The organism is Nonomuraea diastatica, from assembly GCF_004349015.1.
Taxonomy (GTDB): Bacteria; Actinomycetota; Actinomycetes; order Streptosporangiales; family Streptosporangiaceae; genus Nonomuraea; species Nonomuraea diastatica.
The window spans coordinates 1-24,653 of sequence record NZ_SMKP01000168.1; the positions used below are offsets into that span (position 1 = coordinate 1).

Consider the following 24,653-nt stretch of genomic DNA (forward strand, 5'->3'; position numbering starts at 1 on the left):
CGCAGACGCCTGACCAGGCACAACACTCACGCCTAGTGACACGCCGCATCAGCGTGCCCGCAAGCGTTTCCGCAGCTCAGACCGCAGATCTGTGTGCCTTTCTCGCTACACATCTGCGGAACGCGGGGTACACCTGTAAGCCCGAAGATTTCGAAAACCTTGATCACCTACTCACCATAGGTCCAGTAACCCGTCCGCAGTGGGCGGGCGCGTGAACGGATATCGCTCCAGCTCGGTGTCCTCTGCCGCTGGCAGTCGCTTTGATCGCGCACTCGGTCCAGGACCTGCTAGGAACGGAAGAGCCATGAACTATTGCCGAGGCACTCGGAGCTTTCGGGCTGGATCTTGTCCATGTCCAGCTCGAACTGAGGCCAGTCCACCCGCTGCCCCGGCGTGATGAGCAGGGCCATTGGACGGCAGCAGTCCTCCACAGCAACGTGGATCTTGGTGGTCAGTCCTCCGCGAGAACGCCCGAGGGCCTCGCCTGACGCACCGCCTCCCCCAGCAGGAGCCGATGTGCGCTGTGCTCACCGGCAGCAACGGCTCCAGCACCGCCCACTCGTCGTCCGCCAATTCTTCCCAGCTGAGCATGATCAGAACAACGAATGACCTGATCGAAGAGACACGGCCCAGTCCGCGCCGCAGGCGCGGCCCCAAGAAGACAGCCCGAGCGAAGCGAGGACCACCGGGGCGGGGACTCGACGGGCAACTATCCAGACGGGCAACGGGTGGGTGAGCCATGGCCCACCTGCCCGGACCCTTCGATGGTGGAGCCTAGGAGATTCGAACTCCTGACTTCCTGCTTGCAAAACGTCCTGATCTTCAGGCGAAGGAGCCGCCACCTGGACGGGAGGCATCCCGCGAGTGACCGTGAATACCCCCTGGTTACCACCCTTAATGGCCCGCTAATGGCCCGACGATCAGCCGGTGACCTGCCCCGACCAGTACCGGGCGCGGCGGCCCGTTTCCTGGTCCATCCCCATCCCCCTCGTAGCTGCCCATCCCCGGGACGGACCGCAGTGTCAAGGGTCAGCGAAGCTGATCGCGGAGCGACGCCTTGAGGGCGGCGGGCCCGGCCGGGATAACCACGCGATGAGGAGGACGGCCCGGCACGAGCCGGCGGTTAGATGCCGGGATGCGGCGATACCGGTTGGGTTCAGCTATGGAAATGTTTCTTCTTCTTTCGAGGAGGCCGGGGTTATCTGATGGTATGAGGGCAGGGCGGGGTACCGGCTGGATCTGGATACTGGCTGACTCGGTGCTGGCCGTAGTGGGCGCGGTGGGTAAAAATCAGTTCGGAGGGCCGTGGTGGGCGCAGCTTACCTACTTCGGCATTGCAGTGATGCTAGCGGGGGTGGGCCAGCGGGTGACGCAGCGCATTCTTGAGCGTAGTCCGGTGGAGGCTGGTGATTTATCCCGTGCCGCCTCCTTGTCGCAGCAGATTCTCAATGGTCGAACATTGGCGCTCCGACCACCCTGAGTCCCTGACTAGCCGCAACAACCTCGCTTCCCCCTACGTGTCGGCGGACAAGCTGGATAGAGCCATGCCTCCTCCACGACAGAAGCCCAACGGAAGCAGGAGAGTTTTTAGAGCAGATCACTCTTGCCCATACGGATAGCTAGTGAACTAGCCACCGATCGAGCGCCAGGCCTCAGGCTAAAGATTCTTTAGCAGTTGCATTGGGTAATCGTCGGAAGTGTCACTGCGCCGCCATGTCAGCTCCCACACCCTTAACGCAGATACCCGCACCAAGAGATCAGAAAGGAGTCGGTGCGCGATGCCGTACCATCACGAGGACGACCTGCACCTCACGTATAACCCAAGCCGAGGATACTGGAACTTCGTCCTTTATATCGAGCCGCACATCGGCCCCGGCAGCGCGATCAATGCAAGCGAAATCATCGAAGAGTCCACCAGCCCATACGCCGCCGAGTGGATCAGAAGGCTGACTCCTTGCGATCCCAACGCCCTCCACGTCACTCTCGTAGGCAAGGAGGATGCCCCACGTCTCTGGGATCCTTGTGTCTACGACAACCCCGACTCCCCCTCCGCAATTGCGGAGGATGGCTGCGTGTGCTGGCAGACCTTCCATGACCCAGCGACGTGGCTACCCGTCGTTGCGCACCACTACCGCACGGTCGGCGGGAACATCGAAAACTGGCGGCGTTACACCTACGCTCCTATTGCGCTTCCTGACGGGGAGCGCTTAAGTGAGTTCATCATCGACTCGAAAGCACGCCAGTTCTGGGTGCGTGGCGACAGCGGCAATCTGTACATCCTGCCACAGAAGGAAGGAGCCGGATACGGCGTAGGTTACAGCGGTGGAGGCCCTCACGAACTTGCTCGTATGATCGCTAAGATTGTGGAGTCGGATGGGCATGACGTGACAGCTGGGACACCGAATGACATGCCAAATCAGAAGATTTTTTCTTGGGTGAGAAGCAAAGCTGCAGACCGTACACAAAGGCTGACACTTGAGCAGCTGAAGACGCTTCACCGAACTGGCTTCGTGCCATAAAAAATGCAAGTGCCCCTGCGATGAACATCGACTATCCGTGCAGATATCCCGAGTAGTCGCCTCAGCTCGGCAGCGAAGCGTAACCCATATGCTCGGTGAGCCGTGCTGAGGAACGAAGCACGGCTCACCGATCGCCCCCGACCAGCTACGGTGGCCAACCATGCCGTGGCGATCGTAAGGGCTGTGTCTGTGCGGCGGCGCGGCAACGCCGGTCGGTGCGTTCGGTCGGTACGGCGGGGCTGGCGTGCGGTGCCCGGCCCGGTGTCCTGCCGCCGTTCGGGACCGGCCCCCAGGCCGCACGCCCGGACGGCGGACGGGCGGAGGGCCGGGGGTACGGCGGCGCGCCGCGCCGCCGCTTGATACGTAAGAGATCAATTCGGCAAGTTTTCGAGTGTCAGTGCCCAGGGGTAGGTGTCGATGCGTTCGGCGCCGGAGCTTGGTGGGTGTGGTTCGAACTGGCCGGGGCCGATCAGGACGTGTACGCCTTCGGCGCGGAGCTGGTCGACGCTGCGTTGGAAGGGGGCGCGTGAGGCGAGGGCGGTGTTGACGAAGGGCAGGATGACGACGGGGATGCCGAGTCCTGGGGCTTCGGAGAGGACGCCGAGTGCGTAGGTGTCGGCGGTGCCTTGGGCGAATTTGTTGATGGTGTTGTAGGTGGCGGGGGCGACGATGATGGCGTCGGCTCGGGGTGATTTGGGTTCGTGGGGTTTGCGGTACTGGCTGCGGACGGGGCGGCCGGTCTGCTTCTCCAGTTCGGCAATGTCGATGAAGTCGAGTGCGGGCGGGGTGGCGATGATTTGGACGGTCCAGCCGGCGTCTTGGGCGAGGGTGACGAGGCGGCCGACGTCGGGGGCGGGTCCTGCGGCGCAGACGATGATGTAGAGGACCTTGCCGGGTTGGGTCACGCGTTGACTCCCAGGGTTGCCGCGTAGTCGCGGGCTTCGCGGCGGACGCTGATCGGGGCGGTTGCCAGGATGTCACGTACGAGCCGGAGGGCTGTGGGGCGGCCGGTGACTTCTTCGGGGGCGATCTCGCCTGCGGCGCGCAGGATGTGCAGGGCTCGGTCGTGCTGGTTGCGCATGAGGAAGGCGCGGGAGGTGTCGAGGAGCAGGGTGGCTTTGCGTTCGTTGATGGGGAGTTGGTCCAGTTCGACTTGGCGGGCGTAGTCGATGGCGGTGCCGGCGTCGCCGAGGCGCAGGGCGACGTTGACGCGGTGGCACAGGACGTTGTTGGGGCCGAACGCGGTCCACATGTGGTTGGCGTCGTGGCCGAGTCTGGTTCCTGCTTCGGCGGCTTCGTCGAGGAGTTCGGCGGTGTTGTGGCGGTTGCCGGTGCTGGCGGCGGCGATGGCACCGCGTAGCAGCAGTGATCCGTAGATGGACAGGTCGTCCGGGGAGGGTGTGGACAGGTCGGCGTCCATGCGTTGGGCTGCGCCGCGTGCGGTGTCGGTGGCGGCGAGGTGGTGTCCGCCGTCCATGAGGGCGTGGGTGATGATGCGGGAGCTGGATCCGATCATGAGCGGGGTCTGGCTGGCGTGTGCGGCTTGGACGCTGCGGTCTGCGGCGAGCCAGGCGAGGCCTTTGTCTTCCTGTTTGAGCAGGATGGAGGCGGTGACGTGGTAGGCCTCGGCGGCCAGGGTGTGGGCTCGTAGCCGGTCGTCGCCGTGCAGGGAGGTGCAGGCGGCGCGGAGTTTGCGCAGGAGGGCGGGCAGTTTGGTGGTCACCTGGGCGTACCGGCAGGCCTGGTAGTTGCGTTTGGCGGCCGAGACGGCGTCGGCGAGGGATGCGAGGTTGATGGGGCCGTCTGGCGGGGTGGCGTAGTCGACAAGTGTGGCGGCGATCTTCTCGATGTCGAGGTCCGCGGGTCGGGTTGTTCCCTGTGGGGTGAGTACGGCGCTGAAGAGGGCTGCTCCGGTCAGGCCGACGAATTCACGGCGTCGCACGTCCTCGTCCTCCTCTGGTCCGACGAGATCCACAACGCTCGGTGCCTTTGTGACGCTATCGACCGTTGTGGAGGTCTTTGTGAGCGTACGTGCGCGTCTGGTGGGGGTGAAGCCCAGGTCTTCCGGGTCGAGGTGGGTGACCTCGGTCAGTGCCAGCCGGTAGGGCTCGCGGGGCCAGGTGACTTCGCCTGCTTCCCAGCGGCGTAGGCGTTCCTCGTCGCAGGTCAGGGCGTGCTTCATTCCGCTCTTGCTGAGGTTGACCATTTTGGCCATTTCGGCTCGGGTCAAACCGGCATTCTGGCGCCAGTTCCGAAGTCGCTCATTTGGTGTCGCTTCGGGCATTTCTGGCCTTCTTTCCGAGCGGAGATCGAAAAGGGGTTAAGAGGGGGGCCTGTCGGCGGGTCCCCTCATTCTGCTTGGCCGGTGGACTTGCCATCAATCAACAACGTAAGTGAAGCGGACTTCCGCCGCAGGAAGTACCGGAAACGACTCGCGAGGAGATGGCGACGGTGACCCGGCCAGATGAGAACTGCGAGGCAAGCCCCTGCCCTGCGTGCCGGGGACGTGGTTACAAGCTCACAAGCTCGCGCCGCGCTCTCCTGATCAGCACTGACGGGGAGGAGGCGGAACGGATTGGGGAGCGGAAGTGTCTCGACTGCCTCGGCGACGGCCAGGGCGAAGGGAGCGTGAGATGAATTCGATCATGCAGGCGGCTATGAACGGCTTCGGCCAGCAGGACGAGGCGAACGCCCTCATCCGGCTGCGCGACGAACTCGTGAGCCTGCGCGTCCGGGCCGAACTGCGCGACAACAACAGTGCGCTCATGGTGCACCGTCTGGAGCACGGGCTGCCGGTATGGGTGTTTGTCGGCTACGGCGGGACCCACTACTCGTGGCAGAACGCCGAGAAGCGTCATCCGGTCGATGACGTGAAGGGCGCTGCGAACGTCTTGGCGGAGTACGTCGCCAAGTAGCAGGCAGGCGCGGCGGGGCAGTGACGGCACCCGATCGAGGGGATCGGGCGGCTTACCCCCTTCCCCGTCGCGTCTCACCGCCCGGCGGACGGTCGAGTCCACGCCCGGATGAGGGGTCCGCCCCTGGTCCCTCCGCCGACTGTCTGCCGGACCATCATCTCGTGTGGGCTTGTGCCGTGACGTGGACACGGTGCGCTAGGCCAGGCTACGCTCAAACTTGGTAAAACAACCTGTCGGGTGTTGGACGGTCATCATGTCGCTAGAGTCCGTGCCGCCGAAGTATGCGCAGCTTGTGCAGGCCCTTCAACGGCGTATCGAGTCGGGAACCTACCCGCCCGGCTCCCTGCTCCCCAGTGAGCATCAGCTGATCCAGGAGTTCGGCGTGTCCCGGCCCACGGTGGTCGCGGCGCTGCGGGTGCTGCGTGAGCAGGGCTGGATCGAGTCGCAGCAGGGCAAGGGCCGCTTCGTACGCGGCCGTCCCGCGATGGCGTCGGTGGAGTCCAACAGGCCCGGTCAGGCGTATCTGACCAGTCCGGAGACCGACAACCCTGGTGAGCTGGTCGAGGCCGGCGCGGTGAGCCTGCCCAACCGGGTGGCGACGCTGCTGAAGACGGCGCCCAAGAGCAAGGCGTTCCTGCGCCGGCGGGTGGTGCTACGGGAGGGCGAGCCGAGTGAGCTGGTTTCGCTGTGGCTGCCGCTGGAGTTGTCAGAGGGCACCGATCTGACCAGTGGCGAGCCGTTGCCTCAGGGCATTCGGGACCATCTGACGATGCGCAAGGGGGTGCGCTTCGATCACATCGTGGAGCAGATCACCGCGCGCATGCCCACCGCCCAGGAGGCCAAGCAGCTCGGCATGCCGAAGAACGTGCCGTTGCTGGCCGTGTTCGGCGCGGTCCGTGACGCCTCGGGGCGTCCGCTGGCCGTGGTCGAGGTGCTGCTTCCGGCCGACCGGCACGAGCTGGAGGACGCCTACCCGGTGGCGTAGGGCACCACGACGACCTGATGGGGATCGTCGTAGATCACTGTGCCGGGGTCGATCTCCTCTACGCGCACGCATGCGACACCGTGGGCGGCGAGGATCGCCAGGTAGCCGGGCAGCCGTTCGAGCAGATGTGTCGCGGTCGACTTGAACCAAGCTGTAGCCTTCGGGTTCAGCGTGCGACCGTAGACGTGGGGGTCGACGTCGCTCGGATCGACCAGGTTCGCGTGGAACCAAGCGTGGTTCTCCTCCTTGAAGCGTTCCTCCTCCGGCGAGAGCTGACCGTGTTTGGCGAGGACGTTGATGAGGCCGAACACGCCAGGGTGGACGCCTCGCGCGTTCGGGGCGGGGCTCTGGAACCTCACGTACACGTACCTGATCATCCGACTTTGCGGGCGTTTGTCGCTACCGGTTCGGTAAGAGGTCCGTCACCACCCGCCTAGTCACTTGACGTAGCAAGTTTGAGCGGCCTACTCTCAGAGCATCACTTGATAGGTCAAGTGTCAGTCAGTCAAGAGAGGAGAGCCTCATGGCTCTGCAAGGCCCCATCCCCGTCACCTTCGCCATGGTCTTCCCGCACGGCTGCTACATCGTCGGCGAGGTCGAACCCGTCAAGGACTTCGACGCCTCCGCAGGCGGCCGGTTCGTGCAGGCCCGCGACAAGCGAACCGCAGAGCTGGTCTGGCAGGTCGCAGTCATGGACGGTGACCCGACCCTCAAGCCCGCCCAGAAAACGGTGGCGGTCAAGATCCTGGCCCCGGTTCAGCCGGTCCCGCCGTCCCCGATGGCGGGGTTGCCGTTCACGCCGGTCGAGTTCGACGGCATCACCGTCACCCCGTACGTCAACGCCGCCGGCCGTCTCGCGTACTCGATCAAGGTGCGTGAGATGCACGCGCCTCGCCAGACCAGCCAGCCCGTTCAGAGCAAGGCTTCGGCCGGAAAGGACGCCGCCTGATGACCCGTCGCCGTACTCCGCGTTCGAGTGTGATCCGGTTGACCACCGGGCATGCCGCCCGCACTCTCACCCACCCGTATGCCCGCCGTGAGCCCGTTCTGGCGCTCGACTTCGGTGCTACCTCCGTCCTGGTCACCACCCGTGGTCCCGCGACGGTGGAAGACCTGGAGTTCGCGCGTCAGCTCGCCCGCGAGGCATCGCGTTTCGCCCGGTCGCTGGAGCGCAGCCTTCACGGCCTGGCCGACGGCACGGGGGTCGCGGCATGACCCTCGGCCCGTACACCTACCTCACCCTGTCCATGCATCCCGGCTGTGAGCCGCACGTCGGGATCTCCTTCCACACGCCGCGCCTGAAGGTGCGTGCCGGACTGCTGCTCAGCAGCCCGCGCCCGTACCTGGAGTTCAGCACGCACGAGGCCGACGTGCACATTTCCACCACCGGGGCCGGACCGGTCACCGACACCGACCTGGCCAACGCTCGGGAGATCTTCAACGCCGCCGCTCGCTACCTGGCCGACTGCGAGCAGCTGCACGCCGAACAGCTGGCCGACAAGGACGCCACCGACACGGCGGCCTGAAAGCAGGCGGGGCCGCCAGAAGCGGCAACTTCCGGCGGCCCCTCACTTTCTCCCCTGACTTGCTCAATCACGGAAGGTTCCCAGCTTATGTTCAAGCGGCTACCTGGCGACGAGGCGCGCAACCTCGTCTCCACCACGCCCGACACGGCCGTCGTCTTCCGCCCGGCCGTCGTCACCACACCCGCCATCCTCACCATCGTCATCCTCGTCTGGCGCATCCTCGCCGGACTCGTCCGCACGATCTGGCGTCACCCCATCGCCACCGCCATCCCGGCGATTCTGGGGGCTGTCTGCTACGTCTACGGCTGGCCACCGGCCGTCTCTCTCATCGGCATCGTGGTCCTGGGCCTTGTGTCGTGGGCGTTCATCGACCGGGCGGCCTTCACTCGCTGGGTCGGCTACCGGCTGCTGGCCTGGTGGCGACTCATCTGGATCTACCGCCGTCACTGGCAACCCGTCATGATCGTCTCCGGGCTCGGCCGTCACCTCCGAGGCCGCGACTACCTGCCCCGACTCGGCAAGGTCACCTGCACCTCCTGGGCCGACCAAGTCACCGTCCGCATGCTCAAAGGCCAGGCAGTCAAGGACTGGGCCGACCGCACCGACCACCTGGCCCAAGGCTTCGGCGCACAGTCATGCCGGGTCGCGCTGTCCCAAGCCGGACGGCTCACCCTCACCTTCCCGCGCAACGATCCCCTCTCCGACCCACTGCCAGCACTTCCCGTCCCAGAAGAGCCGACCGTCGGCCCGGTGGAGATCGGCCGGTGCGAGGACGGGCGGCCATGGCGGCTCAAGGTCCACGGCACACACGTCCTCGTCGCGGGCGCGACCGGGGCCGGCAAGGGGTCGATCATTTGGTCCGTCATCCGCGCCATGCTCCCCGCCGCCCGTGCGGGCCTGGTCGAGTTGTGGGCGCTCGATCCCAAACTGATGGAGCTGTCCTACGGACGCGACCTGTTCGGCCCCAGGTACGCGGCCACTCCCGAGGAGTGCGCCGACCTACTGGACGAAGCCGTGTGCGTCATGCAGAAACGGGCGGCTCGGTTCGCCGGTCTGCAGCGCTCCCACACACCCACCGTCGATGACCCGTTCGTCCTGGTCGTGGTGGACGAGGTGGCGTTCCTGACCGCCTACCAGTCCGACCGGCAACTCCGGCAGCGCATCTCCGCCGCGCTGGCCACGCTCACCACCCAGGGACGCGCGGTCGGCGTCGGCGTCCTGGCCGCCCTCCAGGACCCGCGCAAAGAGGTCTTGAACATCCGCAACCTCTTCCCCGACAAGATCGCCCTGCGGCTCGACGAGTCGGAACAGGTGGACATGGTCCTCGGCGACGGCGCACGCGACAGAGGCGCCCTCGCTGACCACATCTCACCGGTTCCAGAGCTGGGCGCGGGCGTCGGCTACATCCGGCTGGATGCCAGCCCCGACCCCATTCGGGTCCGCGCCGCCTACGTCTCCGACACCGACATCCGCGCCATGGCCGACACCTTCACCGGAGGTGAGGACCGATGACGCTCGCCCACGCCCTGGAGGGCCTGCGCTGCTCCGCCTGCCACACCCTGAACGCTCTGCGGCTCGACCCGGCCCGCGCCCTGGTCGAGTGCCGCGAGTGCGGACAGAGCGCGCGAATTCTCACCGACTCCGACGAAGGGAGGTCCGTATGACCCATCCGCACGACCGCGCTCTCCCCCGGGCCGTCCGCCAAGCCATGCCGATAGCCCGGGACGTACTCGAAGAGGTCGCCAAGCAGTACGGCGTCTGCATCAGGCCCGTCCCGCTGCGGCGGCTCGACACCGTCACCGGCGAGTCCGAGGTCATCGACGTTCCGTGCGGGGCCGTCCTCGACAGCAAGTGCCCGCCCTGCGCCAAGCGCAACCGGCAGCTCCGCATGGCCCAATGCCGCGAAGGCTGGCACCTCGACACCGAACCCACCATCACCCCGGACCAACCGAACGAGGAACAACGCTGGCTCGTCGAGTTCCGCGCCGACATGCAAGCCAAGCGTGACGCCGCCGAGCAGGCCGGCGACGACACCACCGACCTGGACGCCGTCCTGTCCGGCCTCGACGACGAGATCAACAACGCTGGCATGCGGGGCAGCGTCACCGGATCCGCGGTGCCCAAGCGCACCCGATCGACCCGGCGACGGCAGGACGCACCTGACCTGCCCAAGCGCAAGATGACCAACACCACCCTCGGCCGCACCTTCCAAGGCACGGACGGCAAGACCTACCGGCCGTCCCTGTTCGTCACGCTCACCCTGCCCAGCTACGGCAGGGTCCGTGACGGCGTCCCCATCGATTCCGACACCTACGACTACCGGCGCGCCGCTCGTGACGCGCTGCACTTCTCCAAGCTCGTCGACCGCTTCGTGCAGAACCTACGCCGGGTCGCGGGCTATGACGTGCAGTACTTCGCCGCCGTCGAACCTCAGAAGCGGCTGGCCCCGCACCTGCACATGGCCATCAGGGGCACCCTGCCACGCGCGGAGATCAAGCAGATCGCCGCCGCCACCTACCACCAGGTGTGGTGGCCACAGGCCGACGAGGTCCGCTTCGACGGCGATCATCTGCCCGTCTGGGACGAGGAGGCCGGCTACTTCGACCCAGCAACCGGAGAGGTTCTGCCCACCTGGGACGAAGCCCTCTACGCCCTGGACGAGGACGCCGAACCCCTCCACGTGCTGCGCTTCGGCGAACAGGTAGACGTGCAAGGCGTCCTCGCCGGAACCCCGGACGCCGACCAGTGCATCCGCTACCTGTCCAAGTACCTGACCAAGTCCATCGGCGACACCCTCGACGGCCGCAAGGCCCAACGCGAGCACGCCGCCCGCATGCTCGACACCCTCCGCTACGAACCCTGCTCCCCCACCTGCCCAAACTGGCTGCGCTACGGCATCCAGCCCAAAAACGCCAAAATCGGGATGGCCCCCGGCCGGTGCCGCTCCAAGGCACACAAACCCGAACACCTCGGCTACGCCGGACGCCGCGTCCTCGTCTCCCGCAAGTGGTCCAACAAGACCCTGGCCGAGCACAAGCAAGACCGCCGCACCTGGGTCCTGGAAGCCCTCGGCCAGACCGACGAACCCACCGACCCACACCGCTACATCTGGCGACCCGTCCCAGCCGGAGACGCCAACGTGCCACCGCTGGCCGTACGGCTCCTCCGCTCCATCCACGAACGGCAACGCTGGCGAGCCCACCTCCGAGAGCTGGAAGCCAGAGCAACCGGACAAGATCTTTCGGCAACTCCGCAGGCCGCGTGAAGGAAGGAGAGACATGGATCAACTGCTGACCGTTGACGAAGCGGCCGATGCGCTGAACACCTCCGTGCGCTTCGTCCGCCGGCTGATAGCGGAACGCCGGATCGAATTCGTGAAGGTCGGACGCCACGTCCGTATCCGCGAGTCCGCACTGATCGCCTTCGTCGTGGCCGGAACCGTCACGCCGATGACCACCAGCACCGTCAAAGGGAGGGCTGCCTGATGGCCAACAAAGACGGTCACCGACGTTTCGGCAATATCCGCAAGCGCGAGTCCGGCCGGTTCCAGATTCGCTATCCGGGACCGGACGGGCGTCTGCGGACCGGCGCCACGACCTATGCCACCAGGACCGAGGCCGACCGTGCGCTCACGATCATCGAGGCCCAGATGATCTCAGGCGACTGGACGGATCCCGATCGCGGCAAGGTCCTGGTGGGCGACTACGCGCGAGCGTGGATCAAGGAACGTCCCGGCCTGCGCCCCAAGACCATCGAGAACTACACGTGGTTGCTGGAGCGGCACATCATGCCGACCCTTGGCGGTGTCCAGGTCGGCAAGCTGACCACCCAGATGATCCGCGCGTGGCGGTCCGAACGGCTGGAGCAGGGCGTATCGGTCTCGACGGTCGCCAAGGCGTACCGGTTCCTGCGGGCCGTTCTGATGACGGCGGCGGAAGAGGACAAGTTGATCAGCCGCAACCCCTGCCGGATCAAGGGCGCCGACAATGAGCACACGCCCGAGCGTCCCGTGATCACGGTGTCTCAGGTGTTCGAGCTCGCCGACCGGATGGCGGACAGGCGGTTTCGAGCGCTGATCCTGCTGGCCACGTTCGCCAGCCTGCGGTGGGGTGAGGTGATCGCGCTTCGACGCCATGATCTCGACCTGGTGGCGCGCACGGTCCGGGTGCGGGAACAGCTCATCGAGCTGGACGGCGGGGAGATGCGCCTGTGCCCGGTCAAGTCCAAAGCCGGTCGTCGTATCGTCGGCATCCCCGCAGTGATCGTTCCGGCGCTCACCGAACATCTCGCGTCCTACGTCGAGTCAGAAGAGGACGCCTTCGTGTTCCTGGGCAAGCTGGGCGGGTTCCTGCGGGGAAGCAACTTCCGGCGTGCCGCGAAGTGGAGCGAGGCGCTGAAGGAAATGGGGCTCGCCGGCCTGCACTTCCACGACCTTCGCCACACGGGCAACACACTCGCCGCGCAGTCAGGGGCGAGCCTGGCCGATCTCAAAGCACGGATGGGGCACGACAGCGATCGGGCGGCGCTCATCTACCAGCACGCCACCAAGGACGCCGACCAGCGGATCGCGGATGCGCTCAGCGCTCGGGTGGAGGCCGAGAGAAAGAGGCTGGGGCAGGATGGTTAATGGCCCGTTAATGGCCCGAACACCCCGTCACAAGATCAGTGGCGGGGTGTTTTTCCTGGTGGAGCCTAGGAGATTCGAACTCCTGACTTCCTGCTTGCAAAGCAGGCGCTCTGCCAACTGAGCTAAGGCCCCTTCGACGAAGATAGCTTACCGGGCCGACGAAGCCACCTGCGTCGTGCCGAGGTCGTCGCTCAACACCAAGCTCGGGAAGTCTGCGATCGAGTCGAGGAGGTGGGTGGCGCCGCCCTTCAGGAGGCGCTCCCGGCTGTGGACGCCCGTCAGGATGCCCGCCACGATCGACGCCCCGGCTCGCGTGCCGCACAACATGTCGTTCTCCGAGTCGCCGATCACGGCCACGTGCCGTACGTCCGCCACCTCCGTGCGGAGGACTGCGTGCAGCACCATGTCGGGCCAGGGGCGGCCGCGACCGCCGGCGTCTTCCGGGGAGATGGCCAGGTCGATCTTGTCGTGCCAGCCGAGCACGCTCAGGACGCGGCTCAAGGTGACGCGGCTGAAGCCGGTGATCAGGGCCAGTTTGATGCCGTTGCCACGGAGTTTGTCGAGGACCTCCATAACTCCGGGCATGGGCGTCAGACCTGCCCGCTCCAACGCGCCCTCGTAGGAGCGTTCGAACGTCAGGTTCGCCGCCTGGGCCTGGGCTTCGTTCCCGGGGAAGATCCCGCGGAAGACATCGATCGTGGGACATCCCCGGGACCGGTGCACGTGAACCATGGCACGCGCGTAAGCCCCGGTCCCGGGCACTATGCCCTGGGTCGCGATCGCCTCCGCAAAGGCGCGCTCGACCATGGCGATGTCACCGACTGTGGTGCCTGCCAGGTCCAGGCACACCAGCTTGATGGGGACGACGTCACTCATCGCCTCGCCGGTCGGTTAGTTCTCGCTGCCGGTCGCCTCGGTCCAGAGATCAAGCTCTGCGCGGTCGGCCTGCACCTTACGCCAGATCAGCAACCCCCCAAGGGCGATCAGCGCCAGAACGAGCAGCTTCTTCACGGTGTGACCCCACTTCTTCGACGGCCTCACCTGCCGGGGTGAGACCCAACGGTTGACAAGCAGCCTAGCAAGGGATGGCTGCGCTACCTGTGTTGCGGATGTGTGGAATGTGCGATGGACGAGTGTTCAGCCCCAGGTGGGACCCCGAATACTGCCCCATCTCGGACGAACTTCTGACAACCATCTATCGGCAGCCCTCATAGGCAACAGCTCGATCATGCCAAATATCCGGCGCGGATGCGCGAAACGTCCGTGCCGGAGGTCAGCTCGTGCTCGCGGGGAGGAGGCTGGCGAGCCTGATCCCTGGTGGACGTGTGCCCGGGAGGAGCGTAACCCGAGGTGGGCGCGCTTGCCAGCCGCTTGCGGGTCGCATTGTGGTTGCTGATCCGGGCGCTGGTGCGGGTCCAGGTGCGGGTGCGGGGCAGGCAGGGCTGGCGGGGCGCTGTACGGGCTGTTTGGCTCAGAACGAACATGTCCGCGTCCGGCTGCATCGCGATACCGTAGGGGGGTACGGTGATCGAAACAATCGCACACCTCCTGAGGAGATCGCCATGAGCACCGCCACCTACACCGTCACCGGCATGACCTGCGGCCACTGCGTGAGTTCGGTCAAGGAGGAGGTCGGCGAGGTGGCGGGAGTGACGTCCGTGGAGGTCGACCTGGCGGATGGCCTGCTGACGGTCGGCAGTGACGGCCCCGTCGACACTGCGCTGATCGCCGCGGCGGTGAAGGAGGCCGGTTATGAGCTGGCCGGTCAGGCCTGAACGCGGCGCCCGCCGCCACACACCCCCGGGAGGCCCGCGTCTCGCCATATCCCAGCCGCCCGTTCAGGCGGGCTGGGCCTGCAGGCCCAGGCGACGGCCGGCCTCATCGCGGCGCCAGCCGCCGCGAACGCGCCACCGAGCAGCAGCCACCCGAGCGTCCCGCCGTCGAGCACGAGCGTGGTGAGCACGACGGGCCCGAGCGTCCTGGCCACGGGCGCGCCCGTGCCGAAGAAACCCTGATACTGGCCCTGCCGGTCGTCGGGGGCGAGCGCGAAGCTGATCTCCCAGGCCCCCGACGCGAGCAGCATCTCGGCGAGCACCTGCAGGCCAGTCGCCACGAGCAGGAACACCCACCCGTACGGGCTCAACGCGAACACCGCGCACGCCCCGAACATCACCAGCCCCGCGTGCCGCACCGACGCGGAGGCGTCGTCGAGGCCTTTCACCCGCCGGGCGACCCGCGCGGGCCCCGGCGACGTGCTCATCACGGGCGGCGCCCAGCAGGCGCTCGACCTCGTCGGCCGGGTCTAGATCGAGCCGGGCGACACGGTGGCCGTCGAGGAGCCGGGCTATCCGCCCGCCCGCCTGCTGTTCCGTTCGCTCGGTGCGCGCGTGGCGGGCGTGCCCGTGGACGCCGAGGGCATCGACGTGCGGGCCATCCCCGGCTCCGCCCGCATCGTGTACGTCACGCCGTCGCACCAGTTCCCCCTGGGCACGCCCATGTCCCTGACCCGCCGCGCTGCCCTGCTGGCCTGGGCGGAACGCCGCCGGGCGGTGGTGATCGAGGACGACTACGACAGCGAGTTCCGTTTCGGCGAGCGCCCGCTCGAACCCCTCCAGAGCCTCGACCGGGCGGGCCGCGTCGTCTATGTGGGCTCGTTCTCCAAGAGGCTCGGCTTCCTGGTGGCGCCCGCCTCGCTCGGGCCGGCGCTGCGCGCGGCCAGGCGGCTGTCGGACTGGCACGGAGAGGTGCCGACGCAGGCGGCGCTGGCCCGCTTCATCGACGAGGGCCTGCTGGCCAGGCACATCAGGAAGGCCACCCGTGAGTACGCCGCCAGGCACGCCCTGGTCGCCGAGGCGCTGGCGGCCGACGAGCGGCTGCTGCCGGTGCCGTCCACGGCGGGGCTGCACCTGTGTGCCCGCCTCGCGCCCGGCGTGTCCGTACGTCCCGCGCCGGAGGTGGCGGTGGAGCGGCTGGAGGCGTACTGCGGGTATGCCCCGGCCCAGGCCGGCCTGGTGCTGGGCTACGGCGCGATCGCGAAGGACGCCATCCCCGAGGGGCTGCGCCTGCTGCGGTCACGGATGTCGGCGGCTCCAGAACCCGCGAGCCCGCTCCCCTGACATCTCCGGGTCGTCCGGCGACGTCGGCTGTCGCACGATCACTACGGTGGTGCGGGCGTGCCGGGCGCAGTACATGCTGGTCGAGGGCATGAAGATGCGGCTGAACAGCCCGCGCCTCCCCCGCCCCAGCACCAGCAGGTCACCCTCGCGGGCCAGATCCACGAGGTGGTAGCCGGGGTCGCCGACCCGGCCGACCACCGCCGTCGTGAGATCCTCGGGCACTCCGCCCGCGACGTCGTCGAACACGCCGGTGATCACCTCTGAGCAGCGCGCTTCCTCGCCCGCTCTGATGGCGTGCTGCACGGGCAGCGCCTCAGGGAACGGGTGGACGGGCGCGCGGCTGACGTGCACGGCGACCAGGGCCATCCGGTGCAGCCTGGCCGCGCCGATGGCCCAGGCGAGCGCCCAGCGCGATGACGGCGACTCGTCGATCCCGACGATCAGCCTCGCACCGCCGGGCAGTTCCTGTTCCACGGTGCCTCCTGTTGAGAAGTACGACCATAGTGCGCCTACCCGTCGATTACCGGGAGGTGGCATTTTGGAACCTTGGCGTCGCCGCGTGGAAAACCAGAGGGAAACCGGGCTCGGTGAGCGGCGCGCTCAGACCAGTTTCAGCAGGCCGCCGTGCAGAGTGTCCCGTTCGTCCGCCGACAGGGTCCGGTACGGCGCTGCGGCCCACAGGTTGGTCTCCGCCTCGATCCTGGCGCGCAGCGGCCCGTCCGCCAGGGCGACGATCTCGGCCGCGGTCAGTCCTTCCGCCTGCCAGGCCGTGGCGTGCGCGTCGGCGCGGTGGTGGCGCAGCGCGGCGATGCGGTTGAACAGCAGCACCCCCGGCGAGGTCCCCTCCGGTTCGTACGGCGGCGCCGTCATCTCCAGCGCGCCGTCCGGCACGCGTCCGGCCGAGTCGAGCGCCCGTCCCGCCAGGTTTGCCAGCGCGGGCAGGTCGTGGCCGGCCCAGACGCGATCGGCCGCGGCGGCGTGCAGGTCGTACAGCCTGTGGATGAACGCCAGCCCTTCGCCCGTCGGCCGGAGCAGGCCGCCGGGGTCCTCGGTCATGGTGCCTTCGCGCAGGTGGTCGTCGAGTTCGCGGAGCGCGGCGTCGCCGTAGCGGTAGATCGTGGCCAGCCGCGACCGTGTGAGCGGGCGCAGGGGGAGGGTGAACCGCAGGTCGACCAGCAGGCCCGGGGTCACGCCCGACGATTCGGCCAGGTCGGTGACCGATCGGAGTGCCGCGGCGTGCAGGTTGACGTGGGCCGCGTCGATGATCAGGGCGATCGTCGCCGCATATTCCGACAGGTCATGAAATTTCGGCATCAGGTGGATTATGCCGGTGTGTAAGGGGATCGAGGAGTGCCGAGCGGACCGGCCGGACCCCATGGAATGCTAAGCGTATGGCCGCGCCGCTCCGCTTCGCCCGCACCACGGTGTTCGCCGTGGTCTGCCTGGGCCTGGGCGTGGCGGCTCACGTGCTCGGCGGCGCCACCGTGCCGGCTCCCGCCATGGCGGGCGGGCTGGCGGTGGCGCTCGTGGCCGCGTACGCGCTGGCCGGGCGCGAGCGCTCGGTAACGGTGATCCTGCCGCTGCTGGCCGCGCTGCAGATCGTCATGCACGTGCTGTTCTCGGTGTCGCACGCGGCCACGCCGCACCAGATGGCCGGCCACCTCCATTCGGGGCTGGTGCCCGACCTCGGCATGCTCGTCGCCCACGGGTGGGCGGTCGCGATGACCGCGCTGTGGCTGGCCCGCGGCGAGGCCGCGCTCTGGTCGCTGCTGCGGCGCCTGGTCGTGCGGCTGTTGGTCATCTGGCTGCCGCTGCTCACGACTCCTTTCTCCACACCCCTGTGGACGGCGGAGCCGCGCGTGCTCCGCCCGGCCGTGCTGCGCCACGTGGTCAGCAGGAGGGGTCCTCCGCGGGTTGTCGCCGCCTGACCCTCGGGTCACGGCACGACGGTTTCTTCTTTCGACGACCCACGCCCGGCAGGGCCTGTTTCAGCATGCCGGGCGGAGAAAGGCCATGCCATGTTCTCTCGTCATGCCCTCATGCTCGCCACCGCCGTGGTGGCGCTGGCCGGCTGCGGTGGCGGCTCGACCACCGCATCGGCACCCGCCGCCACGACCGCGGCCGTGGCCGCGCCGTCCTCGTCGGCGCCCGCCGGGCTCTCCATCACCGACCCCTGGGTGAAGACCGTCAAGAAGGGGATGACCGCGGCCTTCGGGACGCTGGTCAACAACGGCGACACCGACGTCACCATCGTGTCCGGCACGTCGCCGCTGTCGCCCACCATCGAGCTGCACGAGGTCGTCGAGTCCGGCGGCAAGATGGTCATGCGGCCGAAGGAGGGCGGGTTCGTGGTGCCCGCGCGCGGCACGCACCAGCTCCAGCCCGGCGGCGACCACATCATGCTGATGGGCGTCACGGAAGAGGTGAAGCCCGGGGCGAAGGTGCCGTTCGCGCTCCAGGTGAAGGGCGGGCAGCCGCTCGAGTTCAGCGCCGTCGGCAAGGACTTCGCCGGCGGCAAGGAGGACTATCAGCCGGGGCACGAATGATCAGCCGTAGAGGGCTGCTGGCCGGGGGCGCCGCCACCGCGGCGGGCGCCTTCACGCGCCGCGAGACCCCGCCGCCGACCCATGCCGAGCGGGCGAGGGTGGAGCCGTTCCACGGCCCGCACCAGGCGGGCGTGGCGACGGCGCCGCAGGTCCACGCCGTGTTCGTCGGGTTCGACCTGCGGAAGGACATCCGCAAGGAGGCCGTCGTCCGGCTGCTCCACCTGCTCACCGACGACGCCGCCCGCCTCACGCAGGGCCGGCCCGCCCTGGCCGACACCGAGCCGGAGCTGGCCGCGGACCCGGCCGGGTTGACGATCACCTTCGGGTTCGGGGAGGGGCTGTTCGAGCGGGTCGAGGTGGACTCGCCGGTACGCCCGCTGCCCGCGTTCGAGACGGACAAGCTGGACAAGCGGTGGAGCGGCGGCGACCTGCTCGTCCAGGTGTGCGCCGACGACGGCCTGACCGTCGCGCACGCCGTACGGATGATCGTGAAGGACGCGCGGTCGTTCACCAGCGTGCGCTGGACCCAGCGCGGGTTCCGTGGCGCGACCGGAGGGGAGACGCAGCGCAACCTGATGGGCCAGGTCGACGGCACCGTGAACCCCACCGACCTGGACAAGGCCGTCTGGATCGGTCAGGGTCCGGCCGGGATGCGCGGCGGCACCACGATGGTGTTGCGCAGGATCCGCATGCACCTGGAGACGTGGGACGCCGCCGACCGCGTGGCCAGGGAGTTCACCATCGGCCGGCGGCTTGACACCGGCGCCCCGCTGACGGGCAGGGCCGAACGCGACGAGCCCGACTTCGGCCGGATGAACCACCTGGGGTTCCCGGTCATCTCCGAGTACGCCCACATCAGGCGGGCCCACGTGACGGATCCGGCGCAGCGCATCCTGCGCCGGCCGTACAACTACGACGAGGGTCTGACCGAGGACGGCGAGTCGGACTCCGGGCTGCTGTTCGCCTCCTATCAGGCGGATATCGAGCGGCAGTTCGTGCCCGTCCAGCGTCGGCTGGCCGAGGGTGACCTGCTCAACGAGTGGGTCACCGCAATCGGCTCGGCCGTCTTCGCCATCCCGCCGGGGTGCGCGCCCGGCGGCTGGATCGGCGAGGGGCTGCTGGGGTAGCGGGGGGCCGGGTCAGCCGTACCGGCCGGTCGAGGCGGGGCGCAGGGCGGCGGCGAGGTCGTCGGCGAGCACGTCGATCTCGTCCTGCTCCAGCGTGGCCGCGGTGAGGCGCAGCGCCGGCGGCGTGGCCACCCGGTTGCGGGCCCCAGGGGCGGCGGCCCAGCCGCGGGCCAGCAGCCGGGTGATCGCCGTGGACTCGTCCGCGACGGGCACCCACACGTTGAGCCCGGTGCGGCCGTGCGCGGTGATGCCGCGCGCGGCCAGCGCCTCCACCAGGCCGTCCCGGCGGCGCGCGTACGCTTCGGCCACCGCCTCGGTGTCGACCGCCTCCGTACGCCAGAGGTGGGCGACGGCGCGCTGCAGCAGGTGGCTGACCCAGCCGGACGCGAGCCGCTGACGCCCGCGCAGCCGGTCGAGCGTGATCGAGTCACCGGTGACCAGGGCGAGGCGGAGGTCGGGGCCGAGGGCCTTGGCGGTCGAGCGGATGAGGATCCACCGCCGCGTGACGCCAGCTAGCGGGTGCAGCGGCAGGTCCACGAAGCCCGAGCCGTGGTCGTCCTCGACGAGGAGCACGTCGCGGTGCGCGGCCAGCAACTCGCGCAGGTCGGCGGCGCGTGCGGCGGAGACGGCGGCGCCGGTCGGATTCTGCGCGCGGGCCGTGACCACCACGGCGCGGGCTCCCGCCCGCAGGGCCCGGTCGAGCTCGTCCGGCAGAGGCCCGTCGTCGTCGAGCCGCATCGGCACGATCCGCAGCCCCATGGCGGTCACCAGGTCGAGCAGGGACGTCCAGCCGGGGTCCTCGACGGCGACCGCGTCGCCGGGGCGCAGGTGGGCGGCGAGCACCCGTTCGACGGCGTCGAGGGTGCCCGAGGTGATCGCCAGCGGCGCGGGGGGCAGGCCGTCCGCTCGCAGGCGGGCCCCGGCCAGGACGAGCAGTTCCTCGTCGTCGCCCGTTCCGTACATCGCGGGCCGTTCCTCGTGCGCGCGGGCCGCGGCGGCGAGGGCCTCGTGCAGGGCTGGGAGCAGGGCGGGATCGGGGTTGCCCTGGGACAGGTCGCGCACGCCCGGCGGCACCTCGATGCGGATCTCCTCACGGAAGGTGCTGGCCGGGCGCGGCCTGACCCGCGTGCCGCGCCGCCCGGCCGTCTCGACGACCCCGCGCTCGCGCAGCAGCCGGTACGCCGCCGCCGCCGTGTTGGGGCTGACCCCGGCCAGCGCGGCGGCCTCGCGCACCGGTGGCAACACGCGGCCGGGCGGCAGCCGCCCTTCGGACACCGCGGCCTCGACACCCGCCGCTATCTCGCTGGCCGACCCACCGACGATCGTGTACGTTTCTAGCACAAAATCTATTATGTACTAATACGAAGAGGTTCGGGTGCTGATTCATCCATGGGACGCGGCTCGCGACGAGGAAGAGTGGCAGACCTGGCTCCGTACACGGGATTTCGGGCAGCTCGCCGCGAACGGCGTGAACGGCGGCCCGCCGATCCTGGTGCCGACGCACTTCCTGTTCGACGGCGACAAGGAGGTCGTGCTCCACCTGGCCAGGCCCAACCCGATCTGGGCGGCGATCGAGGCCTGCCCGGCGGTGGTGGTGAGCGTGCACGACGACTACGCCTACATCCCCACCGGCTGGCGTGCCGACTCGCCCGAAACCGGCGTGCCGACCAGCTATTACGCCTCGGTGCAGCTCACCTGCGCGGCCGAGATCGTGGATGACAAGGAGGGCAAGATGGAGATCCTGCGCCGCCAGCTCGCCCACCACCAGCCGGACGGCGACCACGGCGAGATGCGCTCGGACGCGGGGCCGTACCACCGGATGGTGTCGGCCCTACGAGGGCTGCGGCTGGAGGTGGTGGAGGTGCGGGCCAAGTTCAAGTTCGACGACCACCGGCCGGTGGAGCAGCGTGAGCGCATCGCCGCCGAACTCGCCGCACGCGACCTGCCGCACGACGCGGGCGCCAGGGCGCAGCAGCTCAGGCGGCTGGTGACCGGCTGAGCGAGGCGGTATAAGACAGCGGAAAGTACCGATATGAACGCTTAACGTTACAATGTTCGCATGAGCGAGCAGGATGGCCCCGGACGTGAGCGGGTCCTCGCCTGGGTGGAGCGGGTGGCGGCGTTCGTCTCCGAGGAATGGGGGCTCGCTCCCATCAGCGGCCGGATCCTGGGCTGGCTCATGGTGTGCGACCCGCCGGAGCAGACCGCGTCCGACATCGCCGGGATCATCGGGGCCAGCCGCGCGTCCCTGACGACGAACCTGCACCTGCTGACGTCCCACAGGCTCATCCGCCGTTTTCGCAAGACCGGGGAGCGCAACGTCTACTACGAGATCCAGGACGACGCCTGGGCCAAGATCGTCCGGCAGAAGCTGGCCGTGTTCGCCGCGTTCGACGAACTGGCCGCGGAAGGCCTGCGGCTGGGCTGGCGCGACCTGGCACGGACGGCGCGCATCCGCGCGGCCAGGAAATCCATCGCCGAGGCGCTCCACCAGGTCGAGGCGGGGACCGAGTGAACAGCGCGATCCCAAGGCTGTGGACAACCGGCCCTTCCTGTGGATAACACCGCCACCTCGGGAACCCTGACCCGGCCCGCCGACGACAGCGCGCATCACGGTGCAGCGGTCCTCGCCGCACCGGCGAACCCCGTCGGCCGATCCGCCAGACAGGCCCTCTGACCTCGTATCATCACCTAATGCGATGGTTCGTCACGCTCCGGGTCGGGCGTATAACAACCTGATATCGCCTCGCCCGAATGGGCTGACAGTGGCTCCATCCGCCGTGCGCCGGCCTGTACACAGCCCTGTGGACAACCAGCCGCCCGAGCCGCCATTCCTTCGGCATGCCGGAGGATTCCTCGAACCCTACGGCGGGGTACGCGGTGTCCGCGCACCCCGCCGCGCTCACATGCCGGCGCGCCCCTGGTAGGGCACGTTGCCCGCGATCGGGATCACCTTGACGGGCGCGCCCGGGCAGGCGGAGCAGCCGGCGTGCAACCAGGGCGGCATGCTGATGACGCCGCGGTGCCGCCAGACGATGAACTCGCCGCCGACGTCCGCATGGTGCCGGGCTTCGTAGGTGTCCTGCCAGATGGTGTGGCAGTTCTGGCACTGGAATGACCAGGTTTCGACAGAGGAATCGGTTTCGCGCACGAGGAATCGCCTCCTGTGGGATCGGCGCGGTCAGACGGGCAGAAAGGTGTTCCCGCCGGCCTAGATGCGCCAGATGCCCAGGTGGGTGAGCCGGTCGGCCCCCGTACGCCAGCGCGTGACGAGCCGCGGCCGCGGCGGCTTGTAGCGGGCACGCGGGGGCCCGTGTTCGCGTCCAGGGAAGGGGAGAGGCGCCAGGACCCCGCCGCCGGCGCACCTGCCGCCCACCGGCTTCCCGGCGTGCCGCTTGAACGTCGAGCGCCGAGGCGGGCACGAGTCGTCCCGGCCGTCACTGTGATCGACGTGGACGGAGTCTTCGTGGACGACCGACGCGGCGTGCACCGGCTGCCACGGCATCGGCCACACGCCCACGCAAATGGCGACCCCGATCAGAAGGGTCAACCACCGCTTCCGTCTGAGCCGCTCGATCCTTCGTGAGCCGGAGACCACACGTGAACGCTACATTGCCCTATGTCATCAAGCGACTACAGAGAGGTGATATCTCCGTCTATAGCAGGACGTTCACGAGATGGACACCTCGGCGCCCATCTCCTTCCCCTCGGACCAAGCGCTCACGAGACGGCCCCGGTCAGCTGCGGACGGGACGGGTCGGCCCGGTAGACGGAGACGGCGTAGGGCCGCGAAGCGTCCCGTTCCACCCGCTCGGCGAGCTTCGTGACCGTCGGACTCCCGTCGATGAACCCGTGCAGCCGCTCCGCCTCCGGCCACGGGTGCACGAGGACGAGGACGCCTCCAGGCGCCAACAGTGAACGCAGCCGCTCCGAGGCCCTGCGCAACCTGTCGCCACGGCCGATGTAGTAGAGCGTCTCCGCGCAGAACACGAGGTCGTACCGGTCCTGCTCCTCGTAGGCGAGCAGGTCGGCGTGAACGAACCGGACACGCGCGCCATCACCGCCCGCGCGCTCCCTGGCACGTCCGAGCGCCCTCTCCGACACGTCGAGCCCCGTGATCCCGGCATCCGGCCAGGCCTTCGCCAGCATCTGCGTGAAGACGCCCTCGGCGCACCCCACCTCCAGGATGCGGGCGTACGTCCCCTCGGGCAGCTGGTCGAGCGTGGCCCGGTACTTACGGCGCTCGTACGAGTCCGTGGCGAGCGACCATGGATCGGGCCGGCGATGCCACCAGTCGAAATACCGGTGCAGCACCTTTCCCTGAGCCCGCGGGCCGAGGAGGGAGACGGTCCGGAAAAGGGTGCGGTGCAGCAGCTCGGGGATCTTGGACACGGGGGACGACACCAGACCTTTCGCGGCAGTGACCGTGCCCCGAACCTACGAGCGGAACCGCCGGCATGTCATGGCGCTGCAGGGGGATCGTGGGATCTAGCTCCGCCGTAGGGGGTGACCAGCCCGGTCTGGAACGCGTACACCGCCGCCTGCGTGCGATCGCGCACCCCGATCTTCGTCAGGATGTTGCTGACGTGGCTCTTCACGGTCTGCTCCGCGATGACGAGATTGTCGGCGATCTCGGTGTTGGACAGGCCGTGCGCGATGAGCGTGAGGATCTCGCTCTCGCGCGGGGTCAGCGGGCCGGATGCCTCCCCGGTGAACGGCCGTGGCGGGCCCAGCCGGGCGAAGGCGCTGATCAACCGGCGGGTGACGGACGGCGCAAGCATGGCGTCCCCGTTCGCGACGATGCGTACGGCGTCGCCCAGCTCCCGCGCCGTGGCCTTCTTCAGCAGGAAGCCGCTGGCGCCGGCGCGCAGCGCCTCGTAGACGTACTCGTCGAGGTCGAAGGTGGTGAGCATCAGCACCTTCGTCCGCCCGGCAAGGCGGCGGGTGGCCTCCAGGCCGTCGATACCCGGCATGCGCACGTCCATCAGCACGACGTCGGGCGTCAGCGCGGCGGCCTTGACCAGCACGTCGTCACCGTCGACGGCCTCGCCCACCACCTCGATGTCGGGCTGGGCGTTGAGCAGCACGACGAACGCCTCGCGGACCATCGACTGGTCGTCGGCGATCAGCACCCGGATGGTCATCCGGCCTCCGTTCCGTCGAGCGGCAACCGTACCGTCACCTCGTAGCCTCCGTCCGGCCGCACCCCCGCCCTCAGGTCTCCGGCCAGCATGGAAACGCGCTCCCGCATGCCGAGCAGGCCGTGCCCGGGGCGGGCGGACGGAGGCTACG

Annotated in this window: 31 protein-coding genes, 1 tRNA gene and 1 pseudogene; 18 read left to right on the plus strand and 15 right to left on the minus strand. The window is 68.5% G+C overall.

The genetic code is table 11. From position 1 onward, the window contains the following. Positions 1-362 precede the first annotated feature (362 nt). A pseudogene (locus tag E1294_RS56545) lies at positions 363-476 on the minus strand (IS5/IS1182 family transposase); the annotation flags it as partial. Positions 477-1,778: 1,302 nt separating this feature from the next. On the opposite strand from E1294_RS56545, the gene E1294_RS40100 reads away from it, so the two are divergent. Beyond that, the gene (locus E1294_RS40100; RefSeq protein WP_132516195.1) at positions 1,779-2,519 is read left to right on the plus strand and encodes a hypothetical protein; all 741 of its coding nucleotides are present in this window, start codon (positions 1,779-1,781) and stop codon (positions 2,517-2,519) included. A 371-nt stretch (positions 2,520-2,890) separates the two neighbouring features. Here E1294_RS40100 and E1294_RS40105 read toward each other — a convergent pair whose 3' ends face one another. Together E1294_RS40105 and E1294_RS40110 are read right to left on the minus strand one after the other, a co-directional pair. Continuing rightward, a complete protein-coding gene (locus E1294_RS40105) occupies positions 2,891-3,424 on the minus strand; it encodes a flavoprotein (protein ID WP_132516196.1) in 534 nt (177 codons plus the stop codon). Further along, entirely contained in the window at positions 3,421-4,803 is a 1,383-nt protein-coding gene (locus E1294_RS40110; protein WP_246083641.1) for a helix-turn-helix domain-containing protein, read from the minus strand. Before E1294_RS40110 ends, E1294_RS40105 begins: the two co-directional genes overlap by 4 nt. Before the next feature lie 349 nt (positions 4,804-5,152). On the opposite strand from E1294_RS40110, the gene E1294_RS40115 reads away from it, so the two are divergent. After that, positions 5,153-5,434: a hypothetical protein gene (locus E1294_RS40115; RefSeq protein ID WP_132516197.1), complete on the plus strand. Its 282-nt coding sequence runs from the start codon at positions 5,153-5,155 to the stop codon at positions 5,432-5,434. 253 nt (positions 5,435-5,687) lie between these two features. Continuing rightward, complete coding sequence (locus E1294_RS40120; RefSeq protein WP_132516198.1) at positions 5,688-6,419, plus strand: GntR family transcriptional regulator; 732 nt, start codon at positions 5,688-5,690, stop codon at positions 6,417-6,419. On the opposite strand, the gene E1294_RS40125 is transcribed toward E1294_RS40120, so the two are convergent. Continuing rightward, positions 6,404-6,784: a hypothetical protein gene (locus E1294_RS40125; protein WP_246083642.1), complete on the minus strand. Its 381-nt coding sequence runs from the start codon at positions 6,782-6,784 to the stop codon at positions 6,404-6,406. The two genes, E1294_RS40120 and E1294_RS40125, sit on opposite strands and share 16 nt — an antisense overlap. A gap of 158 nt (positions 6,785-6,942) precedes the next feature. Between E1294_RS40125 and E1294_RS40130 the strand changes: the two genes are divergently transcribed. The 8 genes from E1294_RS40130 (at position 6,943) to E1294_RS40160 (ending at position 12,572) form a co-directional block, all read left to right on the plus strand. After that, positions 6,943-7,368: a plasmid replication, integration and excision activator gene (locus E1294_RS40130; protein WP_132516200.1), complete on the plus strand. Its 426-nt coding sequence runs from the start codon at positions 6,943-6,945 to the stop codon at positions 7,366-7,368. A 38-nt stretch (positions 7,369-7,406) separates the two neighbouring features. Beyond that, the gene (locus E1294_RS40135; protein WP_132516201.1) at positions 7,407-7,634 is read left to right on the plus strand and encodes a hypothetical protein; all 228 of its coding nucleotides are present in this window, start codon (positions 7,407-7,409) and stop codon (positions 7,632-7,634) included. Next, positions 7,631-7,945, plus strand: coding sequence for a hypothetical protein (locus tag E1294_RS40140; RefSeq protein WP_132516202.1), 315 nt, complete (start codon positions 7,631-7,633; stop codon positions 7,943-7,945). Before E1294_RS40135 ends, E1294_RS40140 begins: the two co-directional genes overlap by 4 nt. 87 nt (positions 7,946-8,032) lie before the next feature. Next, positions 8,033-9,457 (plus strand): FtsK/SpoIIIE domain-containing protein, encoded by a 1,425-nt coding sequence (locus E1294_RS40145; protein ID WP_132516203.1) that lies wholly within the window; start codon positions 8,033-8,035, stop codon positions 9,455-9,457. Beyond that, on the plus strand, positions 9,454-9,609 hold the full coding sequence (locus E1294_RS53445; protein ID WP_165977735.1) for a hypothetical protein: 156 nt from the start codon (positions 9,454-9,456) through the stop codon (positions 9,607-9,609). The genes E1294_RS40145 and E1294_RS53445 overlap by 4 nt, the downstream gene beginning before the upstream one ends. Next, entirely contained in the window at positions 9,606-11,210 is a 1,605-nt protein-coding gene (locus E1294_RS40150) for a replication initiator (protein WP_132516204.1), read from the plus strand. The genes E1294_RS53445 and E1294_RS40150 overlap by 4 nt, the downstream gene beginning before the upstream one ends. Before the next feature lie 13 nt (positions 11,211-11,223). After that, positions 11,224-11,430: a helix-turn-helix domain-containing protein gene (locus tag E1294_RS40155; protein WP_132516205.1), complete on the plus strand. Its 207-nt coding sequence runs from the start codon at positions 11,224-11,226 to the stop codon at positions 11,428-11,430. Then, a complete protein-coding gene (locus E1294_RS40160; protein ID WP_132516206.1) occupies positions 11,430-12,572 on the plus strand; it encodes a tyrosine-type recombinase/integrase in 1,143 nt (380 codons plus the stop codon). Before E1294_RS40155 ends, E1294_RS40160 begins: the two co-directional genes overlap by 1 nt. 56 nt (positions 12,573-12,628) lie before the next feature. Here E1294_RS40160 and E1294_RS40165 read toward each other — a convergent pair. From E1294_RS40165 to E1294_RS55010, 3 genes are all read right to left on the minus strand, one after another. Beyond that, positions 12,629-12,704 (minus strand) — tRNA-Ala (locus E1294_RS40165). 15 nt (positions 12,705-12,719) lie between these two features. After that, positions 12,720-13,448, minus strand: coding sequence for an HAD family hydrolase (locus tag E1294_RS40170; RefSeq protein WP_132516207.1), 729 nt, complete (start codon positions 13,446-13,448; stop codon positions 12,720-12,722). Positions 13,449-13,463: 15 nt separating this feature from the next. Then, positions 13,464-13,583 carry a DLW-39 family protein gene (locus E1294_RS55010; protein ID WP_020542320.1) on the minus strand — a complete coding sequence of 40 codons (120 nt, stop codon included), beginning with the start codon at positions 13,581-13,583 and terminating at the stop codon, positions 13,464-13,466. Between the two features lie 551 nt (positions 13,584-14,134). Here E1294_RS55010 and E1294_RS40175 point away from each other — a divergent pair. Then, a complete protein-coding gene (locus tag E1294_RS40175; RefSeq protein ID WP_132516208.1) occupies positions 14,135-14,347 on the plus strand; it encodes a heavy-metal-associated domain-containing protein in 213 nt (70 codons plus the stop codon). Here the strand turns inward: E1294_RS40175 and E1294_RS40180 are convergent. Further along, complete coding sequence (locus E1294_RS40180) at positions 14,338-14,832, minus strand: MFS transporter (protein WP_181958633.1); 495 nt, start codon at positions 14,830-14,832, stop codon at positions 14,338-14,340. The genes E1294_RS40175 and E1294_RS40180 overlap by 10 nt on opposite strands. 46 nt (positions 14,833-14,878) lie before the next feature. Here E1294_RS40180 and E1294_RS40185 point away from each other — a divergent pair, with 46 nt between their 5' ends. Beyond that, on the plus strand, positions 14,879-15,688 hold the full coding sequence (locus tag E1294_RS40185; protein ID WP_342775136.1) for an aminotransferase-like domain-containing protein: 810 nt from the start codon (positions 14,879-14,881) through the stop codon (positions 15,686-15,688). Here E1294_RS40185 and E1294_RS40190 read toward each other — a convergent pair. Continuing rightward, on the minus strand, positions 15,644-16,162 hold the full coding sequence (locus tag E1294_RS40190; protein WP_220448202.1) for a universal stress protein: 519 nt from the start codon (positions 16,160-16,162) through the stop codon (positions 15,644-15,646). The genes E1294_RS40185 and E1294_RS40190 overlap by 45 nt on opposite strands. Positions 16,163-16,288: 126 nt before the next feature. Next, positions 16,289-17,002, minus strand: a complete 714-nt coding sequence (locus E1294_RS40195) for a hypothetical protein (RefSeq protein ID WP_132516210.1) — start codon at positions 17,000-17,002, stop codon at positions 16,289-16,291. A gap of 77 nt (positions 17,003-17,079) precedes the next feature. Here E1294_RS40195 and E1294_RS40200 point away from each other — a divergent pair, with 77 nt between their 5' ends. The 3 genes from E1294_RS40200 to E1294_RS40210 all read left to right on the plus strand — a co-directional run bounded on the left by E1294_RS40200 (position 17,080) and on the right by E1294_RS40210 (position 19,361). After that, positions 17,080-17,616, plus strand: coding sequence for an MFS transporter (locus tag E1294_RS40200; RefSeq protein WP_132516211.1), 537 nt, complete (start codon positions 17,080-17,082; stop codon positions 17,614-17,616). Between the two features lie 90 nt (positions 17,617-17,706). Then, a complete protein-coding gene (locus E1294_RS40205) occupies positions 17,707-18,234 on the plus strand; it encodes a copper chaperone PCu(A)C (protein ID WP_132516212.1) in 528 nt (175 codons plus the stop codon). Then, on the plus strand, positions 18,231-19,361 hold the full coding sequence (locus E1294_RS40210; protein ID WP_132516213.1) for a Dyp-type peroxidase: 1,131 nt from the start codon (positions 18,231-18,233) through the stop codon (positions 19,359-19,361). Before E1294_RS40205 ends, E1294_RS40210 begins: the two co-directional genes overlap by 4 nt. A gap of 12 nt (positions 19,362-19,373) precedes the next feature. Here E1294_RS40210 and E1294_RS40215 read toward each other — a convergent pair whose 3' ends face one another. Beyond that, the gene (locus E1294_RS40215) at positions 19,374-20,702 is read right to left on the minus strand and encodes an aminotransferase class I/II-fold pyridoxal phosphate-dependent enzyme (protein WP_132516214.1); all 1,329 of its coding nucleotides are present in this window, start codon (positions 20,700-20,702) and stop codon (positions 19,374-19,376) included. Positions 20,703-20,736: 34 nt separating this feature from the next. Between E1294_RS40215 and E1294_RS40220 the strand changes: the two genes are divergently transcribed. Both E1294_RS40220 and E1294_RS40225 read left to right on the plus strand, forming a co-directional pair. After that, positions 20,737-21,360, plus strand: a complete 624-nt coding sequence (locus E1294_RS40220) for an FMN-binding negative transcriptional regulator (protein ID WP_132516215.1) — start codon at positions 20,737-20,739, stop codon at positions 21,358-21,360. Positions 21,361-21,420: 60 nt separating this feature from the next. Continuing rightward, entirely contained in the window at positions 21,421-21,876 is a 456-nt protein-coding gene (locus E1294_RS40225; RefSeq protein ID WP_132516216.1) for a GbsR/MarR family transcriptional regulator, read from the plus strand. A 387-nt stretch (positions 21,877-22,263) separates the two neighbouring features. Here the strand turns inward: E1294_RS40225 and E1294_RS40230 are convergent, their stop codons facing one another. From E1294_RS40230 to E1294_RS40245, 4 genes are all read right to left on the minus strand, one after another. Next, positions 22,264-22,512, minus strand: coding sequence for a hypothetical protein (locus E1294_RS40230; protein ID WP_132516217.1), 249 nt, complete (start codon positions 22,510-22,512; stop codon positions 22,264-22,266). 60 nt (positions 22,513-22,572) lie between these two features. After that, on the minus strand, positions 22,573-22,911 hold the full coding sequence (locus E1294_RS40235; protein WP_132516218.1) for a hypothetical protein: 339 nt from the start codon (positions 22,909-22,911) through the stop codon (positions 22,573-22,575). A 170-nt stretch (positions 22,912-23,081) separates the two neighbouring features. Then, positions 23,082-23,765, minus strand: coding sequence for a class I SAM-dependent methyltransferase (locus E1294_RS40240; RefSeq protein WP_165977736.1), 684 nt, complete (start codon positions 23,763-23,765; stop codon positions 23,082-23,084). A gap of 56 nt (positions 23,766-23,821) precedes the next feature. Then, a complete protein-coding gene (locus tag E1294_RS40245) occupies positions 23,822-24,505 on the minus strand; it encodes a response regulator (protein ID WP_132516220.1) in 684 nt (227 codons plus the stop codon). Positions 24,506-24,653: the final 148 nt, after the last annotated feature.